The 22,354-nt window shown below is 40.7% G+C and carries 20 protein-coding genes; 11 read left to right on the forward strand and 9 right to left on the reverse strand.

All coding sequences use genetic code 11. From position 1 onward, the window contains the following. Positions 1 to 34: 34 nt before the first annotated feature. From GARC_RS18390 to GARC_RS18410, 5 genes are all read right to left on the reverse strand, one after another. The gene (locus GARC_RS18390) at positions 35 to 739 is read right to left on the reverse strand and encodes a response regulator (RefSeq protein WP_039990066.1); all 705 of its coding nucleotides are present in this window, start codon (positions 737 to 739) and stop codon (positions 35 to 37) included. Positions 740 to 750: 11 nt separating this feature from the next. Then, the gene (locus tag GARC_RS18395) at positions 751 to 1,185 is read right to left on the reverse strand and encodes a DUF3019 domain-containing protein (RefSeq protein WP_007623034.1); all 435 of its coding nucleotides are present in this window, start codon (positions 1,183 to 1,185) and stop codon (positions 751 to 753) included. Positions 1,186 to 1,200: 15 nt separating this feature from the next. Further along, positions 1,201 to 2,034, reverse strand: coding sequence for a MipA/OmpV family protein (locus GARC_RS18400; protein ID WP_007623035.1), 834 nt, complete (start codon positions 2,032 to 2,034; stop codon positions 1,201 to 1,203). A gap of 260 nt (positions 2,035 to 2,294) precedes the next feature. Next, on the reverse strand, positions 2,295 to 3,131 hold the full coding sequence (locus GARC_RS18405; RefSeq protein ID WP_007623037.1) for a MipA/OmpV family protein: 837 nt from the start codon (positions 3,129 to 3,131) through the stop codon (positions 2,295 to 2,297). 225 nt (positions 3,132 to 3,356) lie between these two features. Beyond that, a complete protein-coding gene (locus tag GARC_RS18410; RefSeq protein ID WP_007623040.1) occupies positions 3,357 to 5,090 on the reverse strand; it encodes a lysophospholipid acyltransferase family protein in 1,734 nt (577 codons plus the stop codon). 207 nt (positions 5,091 to 5,297) lie between these two features. Between GARC_RS18410 and pyrC the strand changes: the two genes are divergently transcribed. The 9 genes from pyrC to GARC_RS18455 all read left to right on the forward strand — a co-directional run bounded on the left by pyrC (position 5,298) and on the right by GARC_RS18455 (position 14,947). After that, complete coding sequence (gene pyrC / locus GARC_RS18415; protein ID WP_007623042.1) at positions 5,298 to 6,329, forward strand: dihydroorotase; 1,032 nt, start codon at positions 5,298 to 5,300, stop codon at positions 6,327 to 6,329. A 135-nt stretch (positions 6,330 to 6,464) separates the two neighbouring features. Continuing rightward, positions 6,465 to 7,184 carry a substrate-binding periplasmic protein gene (locus tag GARC_RS18420; protein ID WP_153810961.1) on the forward strand — a complete coding sequence of 240 codons (720 nt, stop codon included), beginning with the start codon at positions 6,465 to 6,467 and terminating at the stop codon, positions 7,182 to 7,184. Between the two features lie 97 nt (positions 7,185 to 7,281). After that, positions 7,282 to 7,971 carry a crotonase/enoyl-CoA hydratase family protein gene (locus tag GARC_RS18425; RefSeq protein WP_007623047.1) on the forward strand — a complete coding sequence of 230 codons (690 nt, stop codon included), beginning with the start codon at positions 7,282 to 7,284 and terminating at the stop codon, positions 7,969 to 7,971. A gap of 34 nt (positions 7,972 to 8,005) precedes the next feature. Next, positions 8,006 to 9,385, forward strand: coding sequence for an ATP-dependent RNA helicase DbpA (gene dbpA, locus GARC_RS18430; protein ID WP_007623049.1), 1,380 nt, complete (start codon positions 8,006 to 8,008; stop codon positions 9,383 to 9,385). Positions 9,386 to 9,576: 191 nt separating this feature from the next. Beyond that, a complete protein-coding gene (locus GARC_RS18435; RefSeq protein ID WP_007623051.1) occupies positions 9,577 to 10,074 on the forward strand; it encodes a hypothetical protein in 498 nt (165 codons plus the stop codon). Then, on the forward strand, positions 10,067 to 10,582 hold the full coding sequence (locus tag GARC_RS18440; RefSeq protein WP_007623053.1) for an AAA family ATPase: 516 nt from the start codon (positions 10,067 to 10,069) through the stop codon (positions 10,580 to 10,582). Before GARC_RS18435 ends, GARC_RS18440 begins: the two co-directional genes overlap by 8 nt. A 114-nt stretch (positions 10,583 to 10,696) precedes the next feature. Further along, complete coding sequence (locus GARC_RS18445) at positions 10,697 to 12,163, forward strand: sensor domain-containing diguanylate cyclase (RefSeq protein WP_007623056.1); 1,467 nt, start codon at positions 10,697 to 10,699, stop codon at positions 12,161 to 12,163. 142 nt (positions 12,164 to 12,305) lie between these two features. After that, positions 12,306 to 12,953: a PAS domain-containing protein gene (locus GARC_RS26790; protein WP_007623058.1), complete on the forward strand. Its 648-nt coding sequence runs from the start codon at positions 12,306 to 12,308 to the stop codon at positions 12,951 to 12,953. Positions 12,954 to 13,309: 356 nt separating this feature from the next. Further along, entirely contained in the window at positions 13,310 to 14,947 is a 1,638-nt protein-coding gene (locus tag GARC_RS18455; RefSeq protein ID WP_007623060.1) for a putative bifunctional diguanylate cyclase/phosphodiesterase, read from the forward strand. Positions 14,948 to 15,023: 76 nt separating this feature from the next. Here GARC_RS18455 and GARC_RS18460 read toward each other — a convergent pair whose 3' ends face one another. Further along, positions 15,024 to 15,638, reverse strand: a complete 615-nt coding sequence (locus GARC_RS18460) for a TetR/AcrR family transcriptional regulator (protein ID WP_007623062.1) — start codon at positions 15,636 to 15,638, stop codon at positions 15,024 to 15,026. A 114-nt stretch (positions 15,639 to 15,752) separates the two neighbouring features. On the opposite strand from GARC_RS18460, the gene GARC_RS18465 reads away from it, so the two are divergent. Then, positions 15,753 to 16,895: an MBL fold metallo-hydrolase gene (locus GARC_RS18465; protein WP_007623064.1), complete on the forward strand. Its 1,143-nt coding sequence runs from the start codon at positions 15,753 to 15,755 to the stop codon at positions 16,893 to 16,895. Positions 16,896 to 16,943: 48 nt separating this feature from the next. Here GARC_RS18465 and GARC_RS18470 read toward each other — a convergent pair whose 3' ends face one another. The 3 genes from GARC_RS18470 to GARC_RS18480 form a co-directional block, all read right to left on the reverse strand. Then, positions 16,944 to 17,825, reverse strand: coding sequence for a universal stress protein (locus GARC_RS18470; RefSeq protein ID WP_007623066.1), 882 nt, complete (start codon positions 17,823 to 17,825; stop codon positions 16,944 to 16,946). Positions 17,826 to 18,055: 230 nt separating this feature from the next. Beyond that, positions 18,056 to 19,408, reverse strand: a complete 1,353-nt coding sequence (locus tag GARC_RS18475; protein ID WP_007623068.1) for a sensor histidine kinase — start codon at positions 19,406 to 19,408, stop codon at positions 18,056 to 18,058. Beyond that, the gene (locus GARC_RS18480; RefSeq protein WP_007623069.1) at positions 19,398 to 20,798 is read right to left on the reverse strand and encodes a sigma-54-dependent transcriptional regulator; all 1,401 of its coding nucleotides are present in this window, start codon (positions 20,796 to 20,798) and stop codon (positions 19,398 to 19,400) included. The genes GARC_RS18475 and GARC_RS18480 overlap by 11 nt, the downstream gene beginning before the upstream one ends. 202 nt (positions 20,799 to 21,000) lie before the next feature. On the opposite strand from GARC_RS18480, the gene GARC_RS18485 reads away from it, so the two are divergent. After that, entirely contained in the window at positions 21,001 to 22,350 is a 1,350-nt protein-coding gene (locus GARC_RS18485) for an efflux RND transporter periplasmic adaptor subunit (protein ID WP_007623070.1), read from the forward strand. Positions 22,351 to 22,354 lie beyond the last annotated feature (4 nt).

Here is a 22,354-nt window from a genome sequence, read left to right on the forward strand (position 1 = left end):
TCTATGTGCACTCATCAAAGTAAATCCATCAAAGCTATTCCCACGCGTCTATTACAAACAAATAACCTTGACCCCAAATTGTTTTGATCCTGTAAGGATTGTTGGCATCATCGCCTAACTTTTTACGTAGCCTAGATACTATGATATCCATGCTTCGGTCAAAACCGTCGTAATCTATGCCCCGTATAGCTTTGACTAACTCATTACGATTCACCACTTGCCCAGCTGATTGAGCCAAGTACCAAAGCACGTCAAATTCGTTAGTTGAAATAGCGACTTTTCGGCCATCTAGCAAAGTAGTGCGGGAGTGAGCGTCTAGCTGAAACTGCCCAAATTGAAGGCTGTCTTCGCTTTCTGGCGTCGATTGTTTTTGGTTGTTTACGCGTCTTAGCAGGGCTTTGACTCTCGACAACATGGCCCTAGGCTTAATAGGTTTAGTGACATAATCATCTGCCCCAAGCTCTAAACCTAAGACTTCATCCATCTCTTGGTCTCGGGCCGTCATCATCAGAATAGGACCCTGATAAAAACCGCGCACCTCTCGGCATACATCAAACCCGTCTTTTACGGGTAACATAATGTCTAACACCACTAAGTCAGGTTGATCCTCTCTAATTAATTCTACGGCAGCATCTCCTCTGTTAACTAAGGTCACTAGATAACCATGCTCGGTTAAATAGTCGCTAAACCATTCGGCCAGCGACATATCATCTTCCACCAGCATTATGTGTTGTTGCATTTTTTCGTTAATCAAAATAACTTCCAACTCGATTTAGGGCGCTTAGAGGATTTGAATACCCAAGAAACTGTAATTTGTGTTTTAGACAGATCAATCTCCTGTTTTTCAGCGCGTAACACAAAGTCAGTACTTTGCGTTGACTGGAAATCCAAATTAAATGTTCCTTGTTCGGTATTTTGCCAGCATTTTAAAATATGCTTCGTTAAAAGGTTAATTAGGCAATAGTTTCCTTTTTGTGATTGGCGCCAACTAAAAACTACTTCTTGATAGCAGGTTTGTCCTTGCCGCAATGCAACGCAGCGTTCAGGTGTAACAAGCAACTCATTACTGTTTTGGTTGAATTCTGCAGAACGAGAATAGGTTGCCCATGTAAAAACCACTAATAATAGTGAGAAATAGCATAATAAAGTCGGCATGCGTTGTTTATGTTTTTTAGTTAGTATCATTAATCTGCTACTCATTTAAAAAACGTAACTAATGCTGGTACTAATACCGATATAAAAATTTCTGCTTTTCGCAAACAAAGGACTATTATTTGACCCTAAACCTGCAGAGACTGTCGCGCGATAAATCCAGTGTTCACTTATTGGATAAGTGACACCTATGGACGAATTGAATTTAACTGAGGCTTTACCTTCGTAGGCGCTAAAGTTTGTTCTATTGGCTTCTTCTTCGCTTACCCCGAAGAAATAATCTTCGAGCTTTGCAGTTGCGAAATTTAGCTCTGCTAGACCATGAAAGTTCCAATTTCGGTATTGCCAATTGCGTCCTATTAAGGCAGACGCAATGGTTGCTTGGCTTCTTCCAGATATATCCTGTTTGAGTGAAAGTTGAATGATATTTTCGCCGTAGTTACCCGTTGCGCGAACACCGAGCGGCATACTACCTTCTCTTTTGTTAAGCCCCTCGAAAAGCCCCTCCTTGTCGTTGTCTTGGGTAATGCCATTACCGGTACCACCTAATACCACATCAAATGACCAGTTGTTGTGTTCATATGCATTGTAACCTACGACAACTTCCTCGGAAGTCTCTCCGAAAAAATCTATGAAGAATCCATTCCAATTGTAACTGCCTGACGCATTTAGGCTTATACCAACACCTTTGCCATCCTCGTCAGTCAAAGATGAACCCACCCAAACACCTGCACCAAGGCCTATTTCGAAGAAATTTTCAGGCTCGCTTTCTTGACTCGCATTGGTGCGCAATGTGCGAGCAATATCTGATGAATAAGCGAATGATGAAAATACGATTGTAAGGAGCGCAACCAGAGAGAGTGTCTTGATATCTATATACAATCTGTTTACTTCCTTAATTTTAACACCCCAAAATATTGTCATAACTAAATATAAAAGGCGTATTAAGACGCCGCACCTGTATCAAAGTTTATTCTAGTTCAGCCCATTACAACAACATTCTGAGCAAGGTAAAACCTGAACTATAAGGTGAAGTCAGGTCTTATATCTATCCCAATAAGGTAGTGTTCACTGAGATCGTCACTGAAGTAAATAGCCAGTTACCTATTTTCTACGCTCAACATAATTGTTTGTTGAATTATTTAAAACTTATAGGTAATGCTTGCACCAATGCCAGTATAAAAGTCTCTTTTTTTGCTAAATAATGGGCTGTCATTTCTTCCAAAGTCAGAGCCTGCATAAGCAGTTGCTCGAAACTCCCAACTTTCTGAAATAAGGTATGTGGCACCCACTGATGAATTAAAGTGTACAGACGCTTTACCGTCGTACGCTGCAAAGTTTGTTCTATTGGCTTCTTCTTCGCTCACACCCAGGAAATAATCTTCAAGCTTTTTATCAGCTAAACTCAGACCTACTAGGCCATGAAAATTCCAATTTTGGTATTGCCAATTACGCCCTATTAAGGCAGATGCAATGGTTGCCTGGCTTCTGCCTGATACATCATGTTTAAGGGAAAGTTGAATGATATTTTTGCCGTAGTAACCAGTAGCACGGCCACCGAGATAAAAACTCCCTTCTCTTTTGTTCAGACCATCGAAACGATCATCGGTGTCGTTAGTAATGCCATTGCCCGTCGCACCTAGTACTATATCAAATGACCAATTATTGTGATTATATGCGTTGTAACCTATAACGACGTCCTCGGATGCCTCATTAAAAACATCAATGAAAAAACCATTCCAATTGTAACTGCCACTTAAGTTAACACTTAACCCTGCGCCTTTACCATCCTCGTCAGTCAAAGATGAACCCATTCCAACACCTGCACCAAGGCCTATTTCAAAGAAATTTTCAGGCTCAGTTTTTGGATCCGCATTAGTGCGCAATGTGCGTGCAATATCTGCAGAATAAACAAATGATGAAAACGAGACTGACAATATCGCAACAAGTGAGAGTTTTTTTATGGGGGAATAATGCATGTTTATTTCCTAGTTAATTGAATACCCATGCATTATGTGGTGGTTTTAACCAGCTTTACGTAACAAGATGCTGGCTTTGTAACAAAGTGTAGGGACAAGCAGCTAATAGCTTCGAGTCGCGAGCTACTAGCTATAAGAAACACACCGTAAACAGTAGACAGTTTGAAGTTAAACATAAATTTTTGCGAAGCTCAAAGCTCAAAGCTCAAAGCTCAAAGCTCAAAGCTAGTTTTTGTATGCCTGCCAACCCTCACCCATATATAACTTCAATAATTTCTCTGGTGCATTAGGCAAATCCACACTGAGCAATAATCCAGGTGTATCGTTAAAATTTTTATCTATGCCCAAACAATGAAAAATCGCGCCTAGTTTGTTGTAGTGTTTGAGCAGGATGGGCACGTCTTTACCATCTGCTTCAATACCTTTAAGTAAGGCATTCACATGCTTTTTTAGCCCATGTTGTTTAGCAAAATCCTGTAATTCAGGGTGTAACTGATGTTCAAACGGAGCTATTGGTGCCACTTTGTCAGTGGGCGTCACCATAGCTTGTTGGATAATAGCTGCACTGCGTACATCATATAATTTGCTAATAGAGACTGTGCCATACAAGGTCCGATATTGAGGGTATTGGCAAACAAAGGCGCCAATCCCACGCCACAACAAAAACAAACCTTGGAAGCTACGTTGGTATTCAGGGATTAAAAATGAACGTCCCATTTCTAAGCAGGGTTGTTTGCGATTCACAAAGTCAGGGCTAAAATCAAACATGCGCTGTAAATACAGGTTTTCTAAATTACCGTCGGCTAATAATTTGTCGGTTTGTCCCATGCGGTATGCGCCGATTATTTGCCCTGTGTGGGTTTTTATAACAAATAGGTGAGTGTAGGTGGCGTCGAAGTGATCGGTATCTAGTGCTTCACCACTGCCTTCGTTATGTTCACGAAAAACCATTTCCCGTAAACGGGCGATTTCATTCACTGTATTTGGCATTTGATTTTGATAACCAAAGTACACCGACAGATCTTTGTGATCGAATAAGTGTTGCTCACTAGGAAGTTGCTGTACTTCTTGTAATATCAGGCTACCACTGGTTTCAATTGCGAGTGGTTGTAATTGAGCAACAGGATCAGCAGGCCAAGCTTTTTGCCAAGCAGGATCAAGCAAATAACTCTGTGCTCTAAACAATTCAGTTTGTTTGCCTGTATCTATGCCCTTTGCATAGTGTTTAATGGCGATTGCTTCACCTGCAGTCACAGTTATCTTAGCGTTGCGTTTGTTGACCAGTTCACGGGGTAACATCAAGATCCGGAATCGAAAATAAATCCGCCCTAAACGATAAAACAAGGAGCTATTTAAGCCACTCACAAATATAGGTAAATAGTGCGCGTTTGTGCGGTTGGCGATGCTGGCAATCAATCTATTCCAACTATGGTCAGCAATGCGCCGCGTGTCTTTATGAAAATAGCTGACACGTCCAGCGGGAAAAAGAAGTAAGGCTCCACCGGTTTTCACATGTTTAAGACAAGTACGGATGGATGGTGCATTTCTCGGATCTTTTTCTGATAGTGGGTTGGTATAAATAAAATAGTCTTCAAGCTCGGGAAATATCTTTAACCCTTGGTTGGCCATCACTTTGATATCGGGGCGTACTTGTTCAATGGCCCAGGCTAAAAACACCCCTTCGATACCACCAAAAGGATGATTACTGGCGATTACCAGTGGGCCCGTTTTAGGGATTTTAGCTTGTAACTCTTCAAGGCCTAACAATTGAATATTGAGCCCTTCTAATAGGCTTTTCGCGAAGCTTGTTTTGTCTAAACCGTGTAGGTTGTTTTCGCGATACAGACCATCTAACTTGTTGATAGCAAGAACTCGGTCTAATAATTTGACGATGATTTTTGTAAAAAAGTTCTTTTTATCATCAGGGATAACATTTAGCAGGCTGATGGCTGCAGGCATAAAACAATTCCACAAAATAGATGAATAATTTAGGTCGGTAATAGTGCGTTAATTTATTAAAAAATTCAGCAACTTCTTGTTCGAAGGGGCGTATTTTGTTGGCATAAAAATAAATGTTTCTAGAGTCTTAGTTTTTGAATGCTAATTTGAGGCATAATAGGCACCTAGTTTAATTGGTTTTTTATTGAATATTCCAGCAGGACAAAGATGCAACAGATTACTATCACTACACCAGACGATTGGCATTTACATTTTAGAGACGGCGATATGCTTGGCGAAACCGTACCTGCTACTGCTAGGTGTTTTGCTAGGGCGATTGTAATGCCTAATCTAGTGCCTCCTGTGGTAAATGCTAAGTTAGCCAATGAGTACAAAGGGCGAATTTTAGCGGCCCGACCGCAAGGCAGCAATTTTCAGCCTTTGATGACCTTGTATTTAACGAATCAAACATCTACCCAAGATATCATTGATGCTAAGCAAGCTGGTGTGGTGGCGGCCAAGTTATATCCTGCCGGCGCGACGACTAATTCGGCACAAGCGGTAAGTGGTATTGAAGCCTTGTACCCAGTGTTCGAAGAAATGCAAAAGCAAGGTTTGTTGTTATTAGTGCACGGTGAAGTCACAGAAAGTCATGTGGATATTTTTGATCGGGAAAAGATATTTATTGATCAATATATGGCTAAAATTGTACAGGCATTTCCTGAATTAAAAGTGGTGTTTGAGCATATTACAACTAGTGAAGCAGCTGACTTTGTTCTAAGTAGTGCTAATAATGTCGCAGCCACTATTACCCCGCAACATTTATTGTTAAACCGTAATGATTTGCTGGTAGGTGGAGTTAAACCACACAACTATTGTTTACCGGTATTAAAGCGCAGTACACACCAACAAGCTTTGCGTAAAGTGGTAGCCAGTGGTTCAAAACAATTTTTCTTAGGTACAGACTCAGCACCTCATGCTAAACATGCCAAAGAAAATGCTTGTGGTTGTGCTGGCTGTTATAGTGCGTGGAGTGCTTTGGAACTTTATACTCAGGTTTTTGATGAACTAGGTGTTTTGGACAAATTAGAAGGGTTTGCTAGTTTCCACGGCGCTGATTTTTATGGTCTGCCTCGTAACTCGAGTAATTTGACCTTGGTTAAACAGAGTTGGACTGTACCAGATTCTGTTACTTTGCCTAATGGTGAAGCCATTGTGCCATTTTTTGCAGGGCAAACAGTTGATTGGAAAATAGCGTAAGGTAATCACTGCGCAATTTTCAACACACTCTTTTATGGTGATATAAATTTGTATTTATTACATTTGCGAAGCTTGACTATATTAATTGTTTTCTGCTGGGTGGCGGCAGTTATTAAGCCTGTTTGGGCAAATGAAATGGGTCCTTTAAATAAAAAGCTTCGCTTGGCCGTTATCTATATTCAAGAACCCCCCTATATTTATAGCGATGATAATTCTGGATATGTGGGGGTTTTACCTAAACTAGCGCAAGCTTTAAGTCGCGAATTAGAGCTTGAATTAACTTATTTACCTACACCACGAAAAGACTTAGAAAAATCAGTGATAGAAGGTCGAGCTGATATGACATGGTTATCTCCCAATTGGGTGGGGGCCGAAGATTCGCTGTTGTTTTCAGATCCGGTTCTATTACATCGGGAATTTTTGTATAGTTTTTCACCTTTTAATGAAGGCGATGGTCCCAGAGGTTGGTTGCAAGATAAAACTGTCTGTATCCGTCAAGATTATGCATATCCTAATCTAATTCCCTATTTCGACAGCGGTGTAGCTCAAGGTTTAAGGGTGTCTAGTCAAGTATCATTGGTTAAGTTATTTCAAAAAGGCCGTTGTGATGTGCTTTATATGAATGAGCTTAGAGCTGCGTGGATGATAAATAAACTAGGTATTAAACGTAAAGTGTGGCGCTCTGAGTTTCCTATCGAGGAGGCGAAGTTATCTTTTGCGTTTAGTCAAAAATGGCAAACAAAAATGACTTTAATTAATCAAGCTGTAGCCAAAATAAAAAGCTCCGGTGAATTGAGCCGCATAGTGGAATCCAGTATAGATCCGATAATTCTTTCTAACCTTTCAATCGAGTAAGTTTGATTGATAGTTTGCCATGCATATTTATAACTTGCCCTTGCCCCTGTTTATGAAAGATAAATAACACCTTCATTATTTTATTAAGAGAATCAATATGAGCGAACTCGTTAGCTGTCAAATTGAAAACCAAGTAGCCACTATTACAATGCAAAATGGCAAAGTGAACGCCATTTCACATCAAGTGATAGACGAACTTAATCAAGCACTCGACCAGGCAGAACAAGCGCAAGCAGTTGTAGTACTAACAGGACAAGCAGGCATGTTTTCTGGTGGTTATGATTTAAAAGTCATGAAAGAGAGCATGAGTTCGGCTATGGCTTTAGTCGAAAAAGGTACAACACTCACAAGGCGCATGTTGTCGTTTCCTTATCCTGTTTTGGTGGCGTGTAGCGGCCATGCTATAGCGAAAGGAGCCTTTTTGTTGCTGGCAGCGGATTATCGCATTGGTGTTGATGGTGCATTTAAAATTGGTTTAAATGAAGTCGCAATAGGTATGACTATGCACCATGGTGGTGTAGAATTAGCCCGCGGTCGATTGGCACCTGTATTTTTTAACCGTTCAGTGATTTTAGCTGAAATGGTCTCTCCGAAAGAAGCGGTCACCGCTGGATTTTTAGATAAGGTCGTTAGCGAAGCAGAATTTGTACCTACGGTTCAAGCAATTGCACATGCTATGACAAAATTAGATATGAAAGCCCATCACCAAACAAAATTAAAAGCACGAGCAGAATTATTGCAAGTGCTCGACGAAAGTATCGAAAAAGACCGTCATAGTAGCCTTTAAAGCTGATTGACCGGCCTAACAAATAGAGAATGTTTTGAATAAAGAATTTGCTTCACTGGGTTTAAAAAACGCCTTGCTTGAAAACTTGGAATCCATGGGTTTCACAGAAATGACCGACATCCAAGCTATGAGCTTGCCAGCCATTATTGCCGGCAAAGATGTAGTCGGCAAAGCCAAAACCGGTAGCGGAAAAACCGCGGCTTTTGGTTTAGGTTTATTACATAACCTCAAAGTGAAGCGATTTCGAGTTCAAGCATTGGTTATGTGTCCTACCCGTGAACTGGCGGAACAAGTGGCGCTAGAAATCCGTAAGTTAGGCCGTGGTATTCATAATATTAAAGTATTAACTTTGTGTGGTGGCACACCTTTAGGTCCACAAATTGGCTCTTTAGAACATGGCGCACATATTATTGTGGGTACGCCTGGTCGCATCATGGACCATTTGTTTCGCGGTCGCCTAGACTTAAGCGAAGTGAATACCTTAGTACTCGACGAAGCCGATCGTATGTTAGATATGGGGTTTGAAGTAGAAATGGCCAAAGTGATTGACGCTGTGCCACTAGACAGACAAACCTTGTTGTTTTCTGCCACTTACCCTGATTCTATTGCGCAGATAAGTAGAGATGTGCAGCGCAATCCTCTTGAAGTTAGTGTTGAAGCCACCCACGAAACCACTAGTATTGAACAGCTGTTTTTTGAAGTAGAAGAGCCCCATCGTATTAAAGCGGTGGCAGCGATGTTAAGTCACTACCAGGCCGAATCAGCCATAGTATTTTGTAATACCAAAATTGCCTGTCAGGAAGTCGCAGACGAACTCACTAAATTGGGCGTGTCTGTATTAGCTTTACATGGTGATTTAGAACAGCGCGACAGAACTGAAGTATTAACCCGTTTTTCTAATCGTAGTGTATCTGTGTTGGTTGCCACTGACGTTGCTTCTCGAGGGCTGGATATCAAAGAAGTGAATGCTGTCATTAGTTATCAAATCACCCCAGATCCTGAAGTACATATTCACCGTATCGGCCGAACGGGTCGTGCTGATGCTAAAGGTTTGGCGCTGACCTTGTGTACAAAAAAAGAAATGCCACGGGCCAATGCCATTGAAGATTATCAAAAAGCGAAAATTAAATGGACAGGCATTCAAGCGCTGCGTTTTCACGCTAATCGTTTAATCCAACCTGAATATTCAACCATATGCATAGACGGCGGCAAAAAAAGCAAAATTCGCCCTGGTGATATTTTAGGTGCGTTAACCAAAGACGCAGATATTGCCGGTGATGATATAGGAAAGATAAACGTGACAGCGACTCATTCTTATGTGGCAGTCAAAACCCGCAGCATTAAGCGCGCTCTTAAACAAGTTAACGAAGGTAAATTAAAAGGGCGTAAGTTTAAGGCCAGGAAATTAAGCTAGATAAGATTGTATGCTAAGAGCGAAATGATAAAAGCGAAAGGAATTCTAACCACAGAGGGCACAGAGAACACAGAGGTAAAGAATTTCTAGTCTTAACAATTTATTCCTCTGTGAAGCGAAGCGCTCTGTGTTCTCTGTGGTTTAATGCTCTTTTAAAGCTCTTAATATTCAGCCTAATAGCTAGGAGACAGATGCAAATATTTGATTATATTCTACAAACGTGGGAATTAGCGGTACAAGGAGAAAAGCAAGGCATTTGGTTTTGGGCGGCGGTTTACGTTTTTTTGGTATGTAACTATTCAGCGTTATTTCAACTACTTATTCGTCGTTGGCCAAGTACTAAAGGTGAATTATTACATATTGGTTTAGATAAGTTTGGTGCGGCTATTATATTAGCTGATCAAGATTACCGTGCTGCTGCACTTTATAGCTATCAAATAGAAGGTAAAACCTACCAAGGAAAACGTATTTCGCCTTGGGTTATTGTTGCTAGCCATAACGCCCAATTTGTACTCAAAAAGCAACTTTCCAAGGTTGAGACATTCCCCAACGGTAAGGTCAGTATTTTCTATAAACCTTCCAATCCCGCCAAAAGCTGGCTTATCTTGCCTAGTAAATTCGGTATAAGTATAACTTTATTAATCAGTGTGCTGCCCGCTTTTAGTTATTGGGTAGAATATTATGGATAACTCCCCCGTTCTTTATATTTTTTCAGGCCTTCCTGGAGTCGGTAAAAGCACCTTAGCAACTACACTGGCGAAACATATAGGTGCTACTTATTTGCGGGTTGATACAATCGAACAAGGGCTAAGAGACTTTTACCTGACTGATATTTATGATGAAGGTTATCAACTGGCATTTAGGCTTGCGAAAGATAATTTAAAAATAGGTTTATCAGTCATTGGTGATTCATGTAATTCAATCACCGAATCAAGAACTGCATGGCAGCAAATCGCTACGGATTTAGGTATTCAATTCGTAAATATAGAAGTGATTTGCTCAGATGAATCTGAGCATCAAGTTAGAGTAGAGACTCGTAAAACTAGTATCCCAAACTTAACTTTGCCAACATGGAAACAGGTTCAAGAGCGTGAATATCAGGTTTGGGAAAACGAAGTCTTAAAAGTTGATACTGCAAATCAAACTATTCAGCAATCCGTTTCTGACTTATTCCAATTACTTAAACAAACATATTAGGAAGTAAATGCTGAATTAGTCGTCAAATACAGCTGCTTTATATACTAAAGTCCAATGGTGGTTATTTAATGACCACTGTATATTCTCAGGTCCCCTAATTATCTGTGGCCCTTGATGCGTTTCTGGCAAAAGTATTTAAATTCAAAATTTTATTTCATGTTGATTTTTGTGATGTTTGCAGTTGCGTTGAGTGCAATCATATCTCTGTCTAAATCTGTTGAAAATCAGAGTCTGTTGGAAATCCGCAGCCTAACTCCTGCTTTTGATATCGTTTCAGAGGAAATTTTAAAGCCGCTTTTTATTGCCGAGACAGTTGCACGCGCATCGGCCTTGAAATTACATATGAACGACAACGTGATTGATGAAGAAAAAATTACTAATATGCTTGCGGAAATGTCTGAAGAATTTGCAATGGATTTTTTTGTAGCAAGTGAAACAAGTCGCACTCAATACTACTCAGATGGCTCATCATTACCGCTAAACGCTGCAAAAGTAGAATGGTATTTTCGAGCAAAAAACGCATCACAAAATATCGTGGCTGCACTTGGTAATAGAAAAGATGTTCATATTTATTTTGATATCAAAATTTATAATAAACAAGGCGATTTTTTAGGTTTTATTGGTGTCGGAAAAAGACTAAATAGTTTCATCACTTCATTCGAAAAAATTAAAGACAAGTATGATTACGACTTTGTTTTTGTCGATCACAATGATGATATTGTGCTTTCTTCAGATCAAAGTTTACTGGCAGACGGCAAAGGCATCAAAAAGCTACAGCAAGTGCCTTGGTTTAAGGCGCTCACATCTGTCCAACAGTCTGGACAGGAGCCTAATGATAATGTGCTGGTCAGCGTTGCAGGCAATGATCTACTCATTTCCAAAGCGGATTTAAAGGTACTTAATTGGAAGTTTTTTTTAGTCAATTCATTGAATGTAAGACAAAATGAAACCACAAAGGTGTTTATTCTACAGACACTTTACATCGCGTTTGTATTATTACTTGGGCTATTAATTGCTCGGATAGCAATACCTTACATTCAAGCTGAGTTTGCTAGCAAACATCAAAATGACCCCCTAACTCAATTGCCAAATAGAGCCCATTTAGCTTGGCGTTTCAAACAGATCGTCAAAGAAAAACAACATGTATCAGCGATTATTGCCGATATTGATTTCTTCAAAACTATCAATGATACCCATGGTCATGCAGTTGGCGATTTAATCCTTTGCGAATTTGCAAAAGTGATTAAATCTCAATTACGTGATGTTGACGTAATGGGTCGTTGGGGTGGAGAAGAATTTGTGATCCTATTGCCATCCACAGACTTCCAAATGGCTTATGAAGTTGCTGAAAGGGCAAGAGTTGCTATATCACGTCATAACTTTATGTCAGATGATAAAGTGTTAAACATGACCGCAAGCTTCGGTGTTGCGTTTAGAGCCAATGCCTACAAGCTAGAGGATATAGTTAAGCATGCGGATGAAGCACTTTACCAGGCAAAACGTGAAGGGCGAAACACCGTTCGAACTACTGAAGATGTTGTAGTTAACAAGTTAGCAAGTTTTAAGAAGCTGCGACTCTAGCTTAAGACCAGATAATTTTTAGACTAGCTAAACCGTATTTATTGACGTAATGGATAGTGATTTCAGCTAGTCACAGCAACGATACTTTTTTAATCATTAAGCAATAACCAACGCATGATAAAACTGTAAAATGAGGTAATGAATGCTCGAATCGAAAACCAATAGAGAGATGTTGGACTACGTCGATAGTATCATTAACACTGTGCGGCACCCCTTAATTACGCTAGATCAGAATTTAAAGGTAGTCACTGTAAACCGTTCTTTTTATGCGTTTTTTAAATCCAAGCCTGAAAATACTATCGGGCACTATATCTTTGAACTAGATAAAAGACAGTGGGATATTCCCGTATTGAGAGAACTGTTGCAAACTGTTGCACGGCAAAAAACCAGTTTTGATGACTATGTGGTTGAGCAAAATTTTGCCATCATTGGTCGGCGGATCATGTTGTTGAATGCCCGCCAGGTTAAACAAGCTGAAGGTAAAGAGCGCATTATTTTATTGGTCATGGAGGACATCACCGAAAGGGCTGATGAATTAGTCATTGCTAAAAAAGAAAAAGATAAGCGAGCAGATGAACTTGTCATTGCTAATAAAGAAAAAGAAATGCGAGCAGATGAACTAGTCATTGCTAATGAAGAAAAAGATAAGCGAGCAGATGAACTAGTCATTGCTAATGAAGAAAAAGATAAGCGAGCAGGTGAACTAGTCATTGCTAATGAAGAGAAAGAAAAGCGAGCGGATGAACTAGTCGTTGCAAATGAAGAAAAGAAAAGCGAGCAAATGAATTAGGCATTGCAGAAGACGAGAAAGATAAGCGAGCAGATGAATTAGATATTGCCAATGAAGAAAAATATAAACGGGCAGATGAATTAAGCATTGCCAATAAAGAAAAAGCTAAGCGAGCAGATGAGTTATTCATTGCCAACGAAAAGCTGGCATTTCAAAGCAAGGAGAAAGATAAGAGAGCGGATGAACTTGTCATTGCTAATGAAGAAAAAGAAAAGCGAGCGGATGAATTAGGTATTGCCAATGTAGAGAAATATAAACGGGCAGATGAGCTAGTCATTGCGAACAAAGAGAGAGAACTTCTGCTACGAAAGCTAAAACGTGCCGCCAGTGTTTTTAGCCATTCCAATGAGGGCATCATGATAACCGATGCCACTGCCACTATTACTGAAGTCAACGATACTTTCAGCCGTATTACTGGATACACTTCTGAGGAAGTGCTGGGGAAATACCCAAGAATACTTCAATCTGGTCGTCATTCGTCAGAATTTTATGATGAAATGTGGACTACGCTAAAAACACAAGATCGCTGGAGTGGCGAGTTATGGAACCGTCGTAAAAATGGCGATGTTTTCCCCGCAATGCTCACCATCAGCATCGTAAGAAATGCAGCTGGTTTGGTTCAACATTACGTTTCATTATACACTGATATTACAACGATGAAGGCGTATCAGGGGCAACTGGAACATATCGCTCACTACGACTTACTGACTAATCTGCCTAACCGAGTATTACTGGCAGATCGCCTAAGCCATGCTATGGCGCAGTGTCAACGTCGCAACCAGTCACTAGCGGTTGCGTTTATGGACTTGGATGGCTTCAAAAAAGTCAATGATAATTACGGCCACAATGTGGGAGATGAGCTACTCATTGCCTTGTCACAACGCATGAAAGAGGCATTACGTGAAAGTGATACCCTCGCTCGTATTGGCGGCGATGAATTTGTTGCAGTTATAGTAGATTTAGAAACCTTCGAGGATAGTCAGCCTGTATTAGAACGTCTACTAAAGGCCGCTGCTGATCCTGTTACCTTGGGTGGTAACCTAATACAAGTTTCAGCGAGTATTGGTGTGACGCTTTACCCACAAGACGGTTCAGACGCAGATCAACTTATGCGTCACGCCGACCAAGCTATGTATGTTGCCAAACATGAAGGTAAGAACCGTTATTGTCTGTTTGATACCGTTCAAGAGAAAGCGAGCAAAACGCAATTAGAAAGTATAGATGATATTCGCTTAGCTTTGGAGCGACGTGAGTTTGTGCTGCACTATCAACCGAAAGTGAATATGCGCACTGGCGTAGTAATAGGCGTAGAAGCTTTAATCCGCTGGCAGCATCCAGTGCGCGGTTTAGTACCACCTTTAGAATTTTTACCGGTAATTGAAGGTCAAGCTATTAGTCTGGAAATTGGCGAATGGGTCATACATAGTGCATTGACCCAAATAAGTCAGTGGCAAAGCATGGCGTTTAATCTACCCATCAGTGTCAACATCAGCGGTTATCAAATACAACAAGGTAATTTTGCAACTCGCATAGCAGCATTGTTGGCTACCCATCCTGAAGTAAACCCATTCTGTTTAGAATTAGAAATACTGGAAACCAGTGCGTTACATGACATCAGCAAAGTGTCTGCAACTATGAATGCATGCCATGATTTAGGTGTACGCTTTGCCTTAGATGACTTCGGTACTGGGTATTCATCACTTACCCACCTCAGGCGCCTGCCAGCACAATTGATTAAAATCGACCAGAGCTTCGTACGCGACATGTTAGAGGATGCAGACGATTGTGCAATTGTTGAAGGTGTAATTGGGCTCGCTAACGCATTTCGGCGTGACGTAATAGCTGAGGGTGTAGAAACCATCGCTCATGGAGTCGCACTGTTACAACTAGGTTGTGAGTTGGCGCAGGGGTTTGGTATTGCTCGACCTATGCCTTCCGGTGATATACCAGAATGGATATCTAACTGGGTAGCTAATGATTCTTGGCGGGCATGAGGACTAAACTACAAGATTTCTCATTTCTTTTTTTCAGTAGAATATAATGGAGAACAGAATTCTGGGATAAACGTATTTAAGCTTTTGTTAGATACTGCCCCAAAAACATAGCCACCGCAGAATCAATAATTTGCTGATATTTAGATTGCTCTGGAAATTCACCAAAGCCAATTATTTGTGGCCAATAGGCGAAAGACTTGAGTAGGCCGGTAAATTGTGTGGCAGCAATGTCAATATCCGCAATCACTAAACGCCCATCTTCTGTTGCCTTTTTCAACCATATGTTGAGGCCACTTTCTGTGTCTGCAATGTGAGCCAAGGTTTGTTGTTTAGTATTTTCATTGTGAAGGCATTCGGCAATGATTAAACGAGACACACTGATAAAGGTGGTTGATTTCAGTAATGCCATTTCTTGCTCGGCAATAGCAGTTAACTGTTCTTCTATAGAAAGTGCTTTTTGATATGTGTAAGCGGTTGCGGTTAACGCTTGTTCCCACATGATTGTCGTGATCTCTGTAAACAATGCGTCTTTACTTGAGAAGTGATTATATACAGTTCGTTTTGACACATTGGCTGTTTTCGCTATCTGATCCATACTGGTTTTTTGAAACCCATGGCTATCAAATTCTTGTATTGCCGCAGCCACTATGTCTGATTTTTTGCGTTCGCTTAAGGTCTGTTTGTCTTGCATTTTTGCACTTTTTTTAGGCTTCTGTAAACACCTTACACTCATGAGTTTACTTTTTCAATTTTAAATGTAAACTGTACAGTGTAGTTTACATGTTTTGAGATTGAGCAATATTAAATGAGCAACAAAGATTATTGGTGGGCTAAGTGGTTACTGCTAACCATTTTGGTAATGACAATAAATAAATCGATAGCGGGAGGGGCAAAAATGGATAACGCATTGGCTAATGTGCGATTAGAGAGTAGTCATCTTGACGATGGGGCTTATGTAAATGCGGATCCACAAGTAAAGCAGGATATGTCAAAACTAGGCGGCATTATCAAACGTTTTATTTTTGAAAAGCGGATTGATCCTGTGCCTATTAAAATGCCGTTAAGTCAGATAGATATAAAGGCGTTAGATGAGCATTCAAAAGATGCAGTTTATCGTTTAGGGCATTCCAGCATGTTGCTTAAACTCAACAATCAAATTTGGCTAACTGACCCAGTATTTTCAGAGCGCGCGTCACCTGTGCAATGGATGGGACCAAAACGTTTTCATGCTGTTCCATTGGAATTAGAGGGAATAAAAACCATTAAAGGTGTTGTTATCTCTCATGATCATTACGATCACTTAGATAAAAGCACAATTCAATTACTAAAGGATAGGGTTGAGTATTTTATTGTACCTTTAGGTGTAGATAAACATCTGCTGGACTGGGGCGTGCCTAAGGAAAAAATCCATGTCCTCGACTGGTGGCAGGAGATAACTATAGATGAAATCAAATTTGTGGCGACACCGGCCCAGCATTTTTCTGGTCGTGGAGTATTTGACGGTAACGAAACCTTGTGGGCGTCTTGGGTGATTAAAACATCGCAACACAGCCTATTTTTCAGCGGTGACAGTGGCTACTTTGATGGATTTAAATTAATAGGTGAGCGTTATGGCCCATTTGATCTGACTATGATGGAAACTGGGGCCTACGACAAAGACTGGGCCGACATTCATATGCTGCCAGAGCAAAGTGTTCAAGCCCACCTTGATTTAAATGGCCGGGTTTTAATGCCTATTCACAATGGCACTTTCGATTTGGCACTACACCCTTGGTATGAACCTTTCGCTCGTTTATCAAAAGCGGCAACCAGTCACAATATTGAAATTGCCACACCTATTATGGGTGAAAAAGTATTGTTTAATCAATCTAGAGTAAACCAACGCTGGTGGGCCGGTATCAGTCAAGTGGTGAACGAGCTCAGGTTACCAAGGCCTGATCAAAGTTAAACGTTAAGTAACGATGTTCTGGCCTTAATTATTTTTAATCTAAATGATTTAGGGTTGGATCACCAAGATATCCGTCTTTAATAATGCTAATACACTTTCGGCTGTGTTACCCATTAGTTTGGCTTTTAAGCCTTTACGTCCGATGCTACCCATAATGACCAATCCTGCAGCGTGTTTAGAGGCAACACTTGGTATCACTTTAGAGGCTGGTCCGGCCTTAAAATGAATATTTTCCAATGGCAAGTCGTATTCTCCCAACATACCTTCGATGATTGGCAGGTATCGCGATTTAGCGTCATTCACTAAGGCTTTTTTGTCTATTATTCCCAAATCTTTGAGTACTGTTGATATAGGTAAACTGTAACAAATATGCAAAGGCATATTTGCATTTGTGGCAAAGGTGATCCCTGCATCAAGCAATTTTTGATTGAGCGCTTGTTTTGATTTTACGTGTGTACCAAGATCAAGTGACACCATTACCGATTGTTTTTTACGCCATTTTTTTTCTGCCACAAGTAATGTTGGCACAAGGTTATTACGGAGCAAATGCCAATCTGTAGGAACATAGAAAGGTCCTTCGCTGCGGTGACCTGTCTTAATAATTAAATCGTAGTCATGAGAAGCACTATGCTTTTTAACCCATGCAACAATATCTTTTTCCCATATAACTTCACTTGTTGATTTTTCTTCAAGTTTACATTCAGCTATTTCCCTTTTTAGCCAGCTTTCACCTTTAGAGAGAATTTTATTTTGAATATCAAGCTTTTGCTCTTCGTTTAAATTGGTGGCTAGCGTAGCTAAATGTTCATAATTAAAGGCCACAATATGAAGTTTTGCTCCAGTGCGCTTAACCAATGACTTTGCATGTGCCAAAGCGCTTTGTTGCTTGTCTTGTTGATCTGCAATGACCAAAATATTTTCAATTTTCATCTGGGTTTCCTGAACATTTAACCGAAGTGTATATTAGCCATTGTAAGCAGGAAGGGATTTGATCTACAACAATAAATAACAGTCGAGTGGGTTAATTCTATTTTGCAAGTCGCTCCCCCCGCAGAAGCACCCCTTTTTAATCCTAAATTTAGGACTATCTTTTAGTATGAGTTGAGTAACTATATTCTCCATACTTCCAATCTATTAGTCATTTCGAACTAAACACTCACTCAAAAGGTCATCCGAAAAACCGTGCCACCGGTTTCCTTTATTTCATATTTAATCGCACCACCATGGGCCAACATGATTTGCCTTGTTAATGCTAAACCTACGCCTGAGCCTTGTTGTTTGGTGGTGTAGAAAGGTACGAAGATTTTGTTGCCTATTTCATCAGGAATACCTTTGCCGTTGTCGCTAACTTCGATAACTACGTGGCCTCTTTTATTGAGGAATGCGTTTAAGCTGACTTCAGGTGTAGGGCAGTTTTCAATGGCATGCTCGGCGTTTTGCAATAGGTTCAGTAGGACTTGTTCTAACATGTCTTTATCTATAGAGATTTCAAGTTCAGATGGTTCTATATTGATCTGCAGTTGTATGCCTTTTTTATCCCATTGTTGAGTCGCTAAGGTGCAACTTTGTTGAAATAAGCTTGCGACTTTTAACTTATTTTTATTGAGGGTAGGTAACCTTGTTAACTGGCGGTAACTGCTAACAAACTTGATTAGACCATCACTGCGCCTGGCAACTGTTTCCACTGCTTCTGAAATATCTTGTAGGTCTTCCCTTAGCTCTGAGAAGGAATCGGCTTTGTGTTTGCAATCTGCTACTAGGTCTACTGTTGTTTTGGCTAATGAGGCAACTGGGGTGATGCTGTTCATTATTTCATGGGTCAGTACTTTAACTAAATCTTGCCATGCCTGAAGTTGTGCAATATCTAATTCGCTTTGAATATCTTGCATGCTCACCAGAATTTCTTGATTCTTTGGTAGCAGTATTTGTGTGGCTGAAATACTTAACTGATACTCCATGCCGTCAATAGTAAAATTGACCAAACGCCTTTCACCTGGTTTGACTGTTGCAAGATGTTTGGCAAACTCTTCACCGAAAGGGGCCAGGTCACTCAGTTTGGTTACATGGTTAGCACCAAATAATTTTCGAGCGGCGTTATTCCAGAGTGTAAGTAAGCCATCACTACTAATGCTAAGTAGTGGAACTGGTGCATGTTCAACTATAGCTTTGAGGTGTCGCTGTTGCTCTTCTTGGGCAGAACGTGCCCTTTGAAAACGCTCAAGTATGTCGGTAAAAGCGCTACCTAGCTCACCAAAGCCTGATCCTAATGAGGACAAATCAAAACGTTGTGAATAATCGGCGTAACGTGCAGCATCTAAAAAACGCACCAATTCAGCGTTGGTTTTTGACACAAAGCGCACTAAAGAGAGGCTCTGTAATACCAGTAAAACAAACACTATTAGGATGGTTGCATGATAACCCTCTGCGCTTATTAACACACTTAGTAACAGCAAGTTAAGCATCACAAAAATAGTGCGTATTGCGATAAATAATGAGAATTTTTTAAAGCCCATGTTTTTCCATCCTGCGATATAGAGCTGCGCGAGTAAGACCCAAGGCTTTGGCAGTATGGCTAATATTGTAGCGGTATTGCTTTAACGCTGTCTCTATGGTCAATTTTTCGATCTTATCGAGATTCAATTCGGCTGTTTCCTTTGCTATTTGAACTGCCGGTTCGCTTGTAGTGCTTGTTTGGACTAGGTGACTCAATTGAAAATCATCGACAGATAATTGTTCTGATTCAGACAGAATGATGGCTCTTTCAATGGCATGCCGCAAGGCGCGCACATTACCGGGCCATGCATAATGTTTGATAATGTGCAGTGCATCTGCACTGATGGTTTTTTCTGGTTTTTTATATTTTCTTGAATAGAAGGCAATGTAGTGGTTAGCGATAGGTTTAATATCGGCTATTCTGTCACGCAATGGCGGTAAGGTGATTTCCACTGTGTTTAAGCGAAATAACAAGTCTTGCCGAAATCGAGATCCATCGTTTAAATCTTGTTTAGGAATATTGGTGGCGGCGATAACCCTGACATCAAAAGCAATGGCTTTGTTAGTGCCAAGGGGGGTGACTATTCTTTGTTCCAAAATTGTCAGTAATTTGGCTTGTAAGTGCAAAGGCAAATTGCCTATTTCGTCTAAAAATAATGTTCCACCGTTAGCCGCTTGCAAACGCCCAACACGATCTTCATTTGCACCAGTGAATGAGCCTTTTTTGTGACCAAATAATTCACTTTCGAATAAAGTTTCTGACATAGCGCCTAAATCAACCGACATAAAAACGTGATCAGCGCGCAAACTTTGGCGATGTAACTCTCTGGCTACTAGCTCTTTTCCAGTTCCGTTTTCTCCCAAAATTAATACGTTTGCATCAGTAGGTGCGCTTCTTTCTATTAAGGAGTGAACTTGTTGCATTACTGAAGACTTGGCTAGTAGAGGTTGTTGTTGAGTGTTATTGGTATTTTGAGCGAGTAGCTGATTGGTATGACGCAATTCAGTGGCTTCATTACGTGTTTTCCCCAACAACACGGCAGCAGTTAAGGTGGCGACCAGTTTTTCGTTTTGCCAAGGTTTGGCGACAAAGTCGGTAGCCCCTAGTTTCATGGCTTCAACTGCGACATCAATACCGCCGTGAGCCGTGATTAATACCACCACAGTTTGGGGGGCTATTTCCAGAATTTTCTTCAACCAATTGTAGCCTTGGGCGCCAGAACTTTCACCAGGGCTGAAATTCATATCAAGCAAAACGGCATCAAAACTATTTTCAGACATGAGTTTTGGAATGTTTGCTGGTGAGTTACATATCATCACCTGACTAAAATGTCTTTTTAGTAATAATTTTCCAGCGGTCAATATGTCCTGATCATCATCAACGATCAGTATTTTTCCTTCTATCACCATAGGGTTATCTCTGTGGGAAACACATTGTTAATGTTCATTATCGTACACCTACTGTTCGAATCCGTACACTTTCTAAGTCCAAATATCGCTTCAATAATAAAAAAGCAAATTAAAACAATGGGTTAAATTTTGGAACAATACTTGTAATAACACTACCAATAGAAACAAATTAGCAATCACTACTATCGTCTAGGACGTCACATTGAAACAAATAAAACCACTAGGTAATGATTTTAAAAGCGTTAACGCCCCTCAAGGAGTTCCAACTCCTAGTGGTGCGGCTGCAAGTAATAGTGCGGCTGCAGGCGCTGCAATGGATCGAAAAATTGTGCCCCAGCGTAATCCATTAAAACGTATAGCTCTATTGCTTGTCGGCCTGAGTTTGTTGGCACTGTTAGGGTATTGGTTGTTTACTGGACCCAGTGGTAAAGCGCTGAGTGTTACAACGGATCGTATAGCTATATCCACAGTGAAGTCTGGTATTTTTGAAGATTTCATTCCCATTCGAGGCAGAGTGACACCAGCAAAAACAGTGTATTTGGATGCTGTCGAAGGCGGCAGAGTGGAACGTATTCTGGTGGAAGATGGTGCCAGCCTTAAGGCGGGTGATTTAATCGTTGAGTTGTCAAATGCTTCCTTGCAATTAAGTGTGTTAGGCAATGAAGCAAGCGTGGCCGAGCAGCTAAATAATATGCGTTCTATTGAACTTAGTCTTGAACAAAACCGCCTCGAACATAAACGTAATTTGGTCGATATCAGGTACCAAATAAAACTATTGAGCAGACAAGTTTCCCGAGAGCAAGCATTAGTCAAAACCGGCGCGGTGAGTCAGTCAGCTTTTGATGATACTCATGACACTCTAGATTGGTATAAAAGTCGCTTGGCTTTGACCTTGGAAAGCCAACAATCTGATGCGCGAATGCAGGAAGAACAATTAGTGTTCTTAAAAGACACCACCAAAAGGCTTGAAGGTAACTTGGCCATCTCAAGGAAAAACCTAGACAACATGAACGTTAAGGCACCTGTTGACGGCACCTTGTCGGGATTCAATGTCGAGGTAGGGCAGAGCATTGGCAGGGGTGAACGTCTTGGGCAAATCGACACACCTAATGATTATAAAGTCACTGCTTTTATTGATGAGTTTTATTTAGGAAGAGTCGATATTGGACAACAGGCAAGCTACGACAATTACGCTATGGTTGTCTCGAAAATTTACCCACAAGTACAAAACGGTCAGTTCGAAGTCGATTTCAAATTTACTCAGGCGCAGCCCGCTGATATCCGCCGCGGACAGACTATACAAACCAAACTCACCTTAGGGGATGCTAGCGAAGCATTGCTGATACCTAACGGTGCATTTTATCAAGACACAGGTGGTAACTGGATTTTTGTTGTGACTCAAGATGGCAATCAAGCGATTAGACGAACAGTCAGACTGGGAAGGCGCAACAGCCGCTTTATTGAAGTGATTGAAGGTTTAGACGTGGGTGAGAAGGTTGTGACCAGCCCTTATACAAGTTACCAAGATATGGCGCTACTCAAGCTTAATTAGTCAA

This window comes from Paraglaciecola arctica BSs20135 (assembly GCF_000314995.1).
Taxonomy (GTDB): domain Bacteria; phylum Pseudomonadota; class Gammaproteobacteria; order Enterobacterales; family Alteromonadaceae; genus Paraglaciecola; species Paraglaciecola arctica.

What these genes read in the sequence shown, in the direction of transcription:
- GARC_RS18390 (WP_039990066.1), bottom strand. Translation starts at nt 739, where the DNA reads ATGCAACAACACATAATGCTGGTGGAAGATGATATGTCGCTGGCCGAA.
- GARC_RS18395 (WP_007623034.1), bottom strand. Translation starts at nt 1,185, where the DNA reads ATGATACTAACTAAAAAACATAAACAACGCATGCCGACTTTATTATGC.
- GARC_RS18405 (WP_007623037.1), bottom strand. Translation starts at nt 3,131, where the DNA reads ATGCATTATTCCCCCATAAAAAAACTCTCACTTGTTGCGATATTGTCA.
- GARC_RS18410 (WP_007623040.1), bottom strand. Translation starts at nt 5,090, where the DNA reads ATGCCTGCAGCCATCAGCCTGCTAAATGTTATCCCTGATGATAAAAAG.
- pyrC (WP_007623042.1), top strand. Translation starts at nt 5,298, where the DNA reads ATGCAACAGATTACTATCACTACACCAGACGATTGGCATTTACATTTT.
- GARC_RS18420 (WP_153810961.1), top strand. Translation starts at nt 6,465, where the DNA reads ATGGGTCCTTTAAATAAAAAGCTTCGCTTGGCCGTTATCTATATTCAA.
- GARC_RS18425 (WP_007623047.1), top strand. Translation starts at nt 7,282, where the DNA reads ATGAGCGAACTCGTTAGCTGTCAAATTGAAAACCAAGTAGCCACTATT.
- GARC_RS18435 (WP_007623051.1), top strand. Translation starts at nt 9,577, where the DNA reads ATGCAAATATTTGATTATATTCTACAAACGTGGGAATTAGCGGTACAA.
- GARC_RS18440 (WP_007623053.1), top strand. Translation starts at nt 10,067, where the DNA reads ATGGATAACTCCCCCGTTCTTTATATTTTTTCAGGCCTTCCTGGAGTC.
- GARC_RS18445 (WP_007623056.1), top strand. Translation starts at nt 10,697, where the DNA reads ATGCGTTTCTGGCAAAAGTATTTAAATTCAAAATTTTATTTCATGTTG.
- GARC_RS26790 (WP_007623058.1), top strand. Translation starts at nt 12,306, where the DNA reads ATGCTCGAATCGAAAACCAATAGAGAGATGTTGGACTACGTCGATAGT.
- GARC_RS18455 (WP_007623060.1), top strand. Translation starts at nt 13,310, where the DNA reads ATGATAACCGATGCCACTGCCACTATTACTGAAGTCAACGATACTTTC.
- GARC_RS18460 (WP_007623062.1), bottom strand. Translation starts at nt 15,638, where the DNA reads ATGCAAGACAAACAGACCTTAAGCGAACGCAAAAAATCAGACATAGTG.
- GARC_RS18465 (WP_007623064.1), top strand. Translation starts at nt 15,753, where the DNA reads ATGAGCAACAAAGATTATTGGTGGGCTAAGTGGTTACTGCTAACCATT.
- GARC_RS18470 (WP_007623066.1), bottom strand. Translation starts at nt 17,825, where the DNA reads ATGAAAATTGAAAATATTTTGGTCATTGCAGATCAACAAGACAAGCAA.
- GARC_RS18475 (WP_007623068.1), bottom strand. Translation starts at nt 19,408, where the DNA reads ATGGGCTTTAAAAAATTCTCATTATTTATCGCAATACGCACTATTTTT.
- GARC_RS18480 (WP_007623069.1), bottom strand. Translation starts at nt 20,798, where the DNA reads ATGGTGATAGAAGGAAAAATACTGATCGTTGATGATGATCAGGACATA.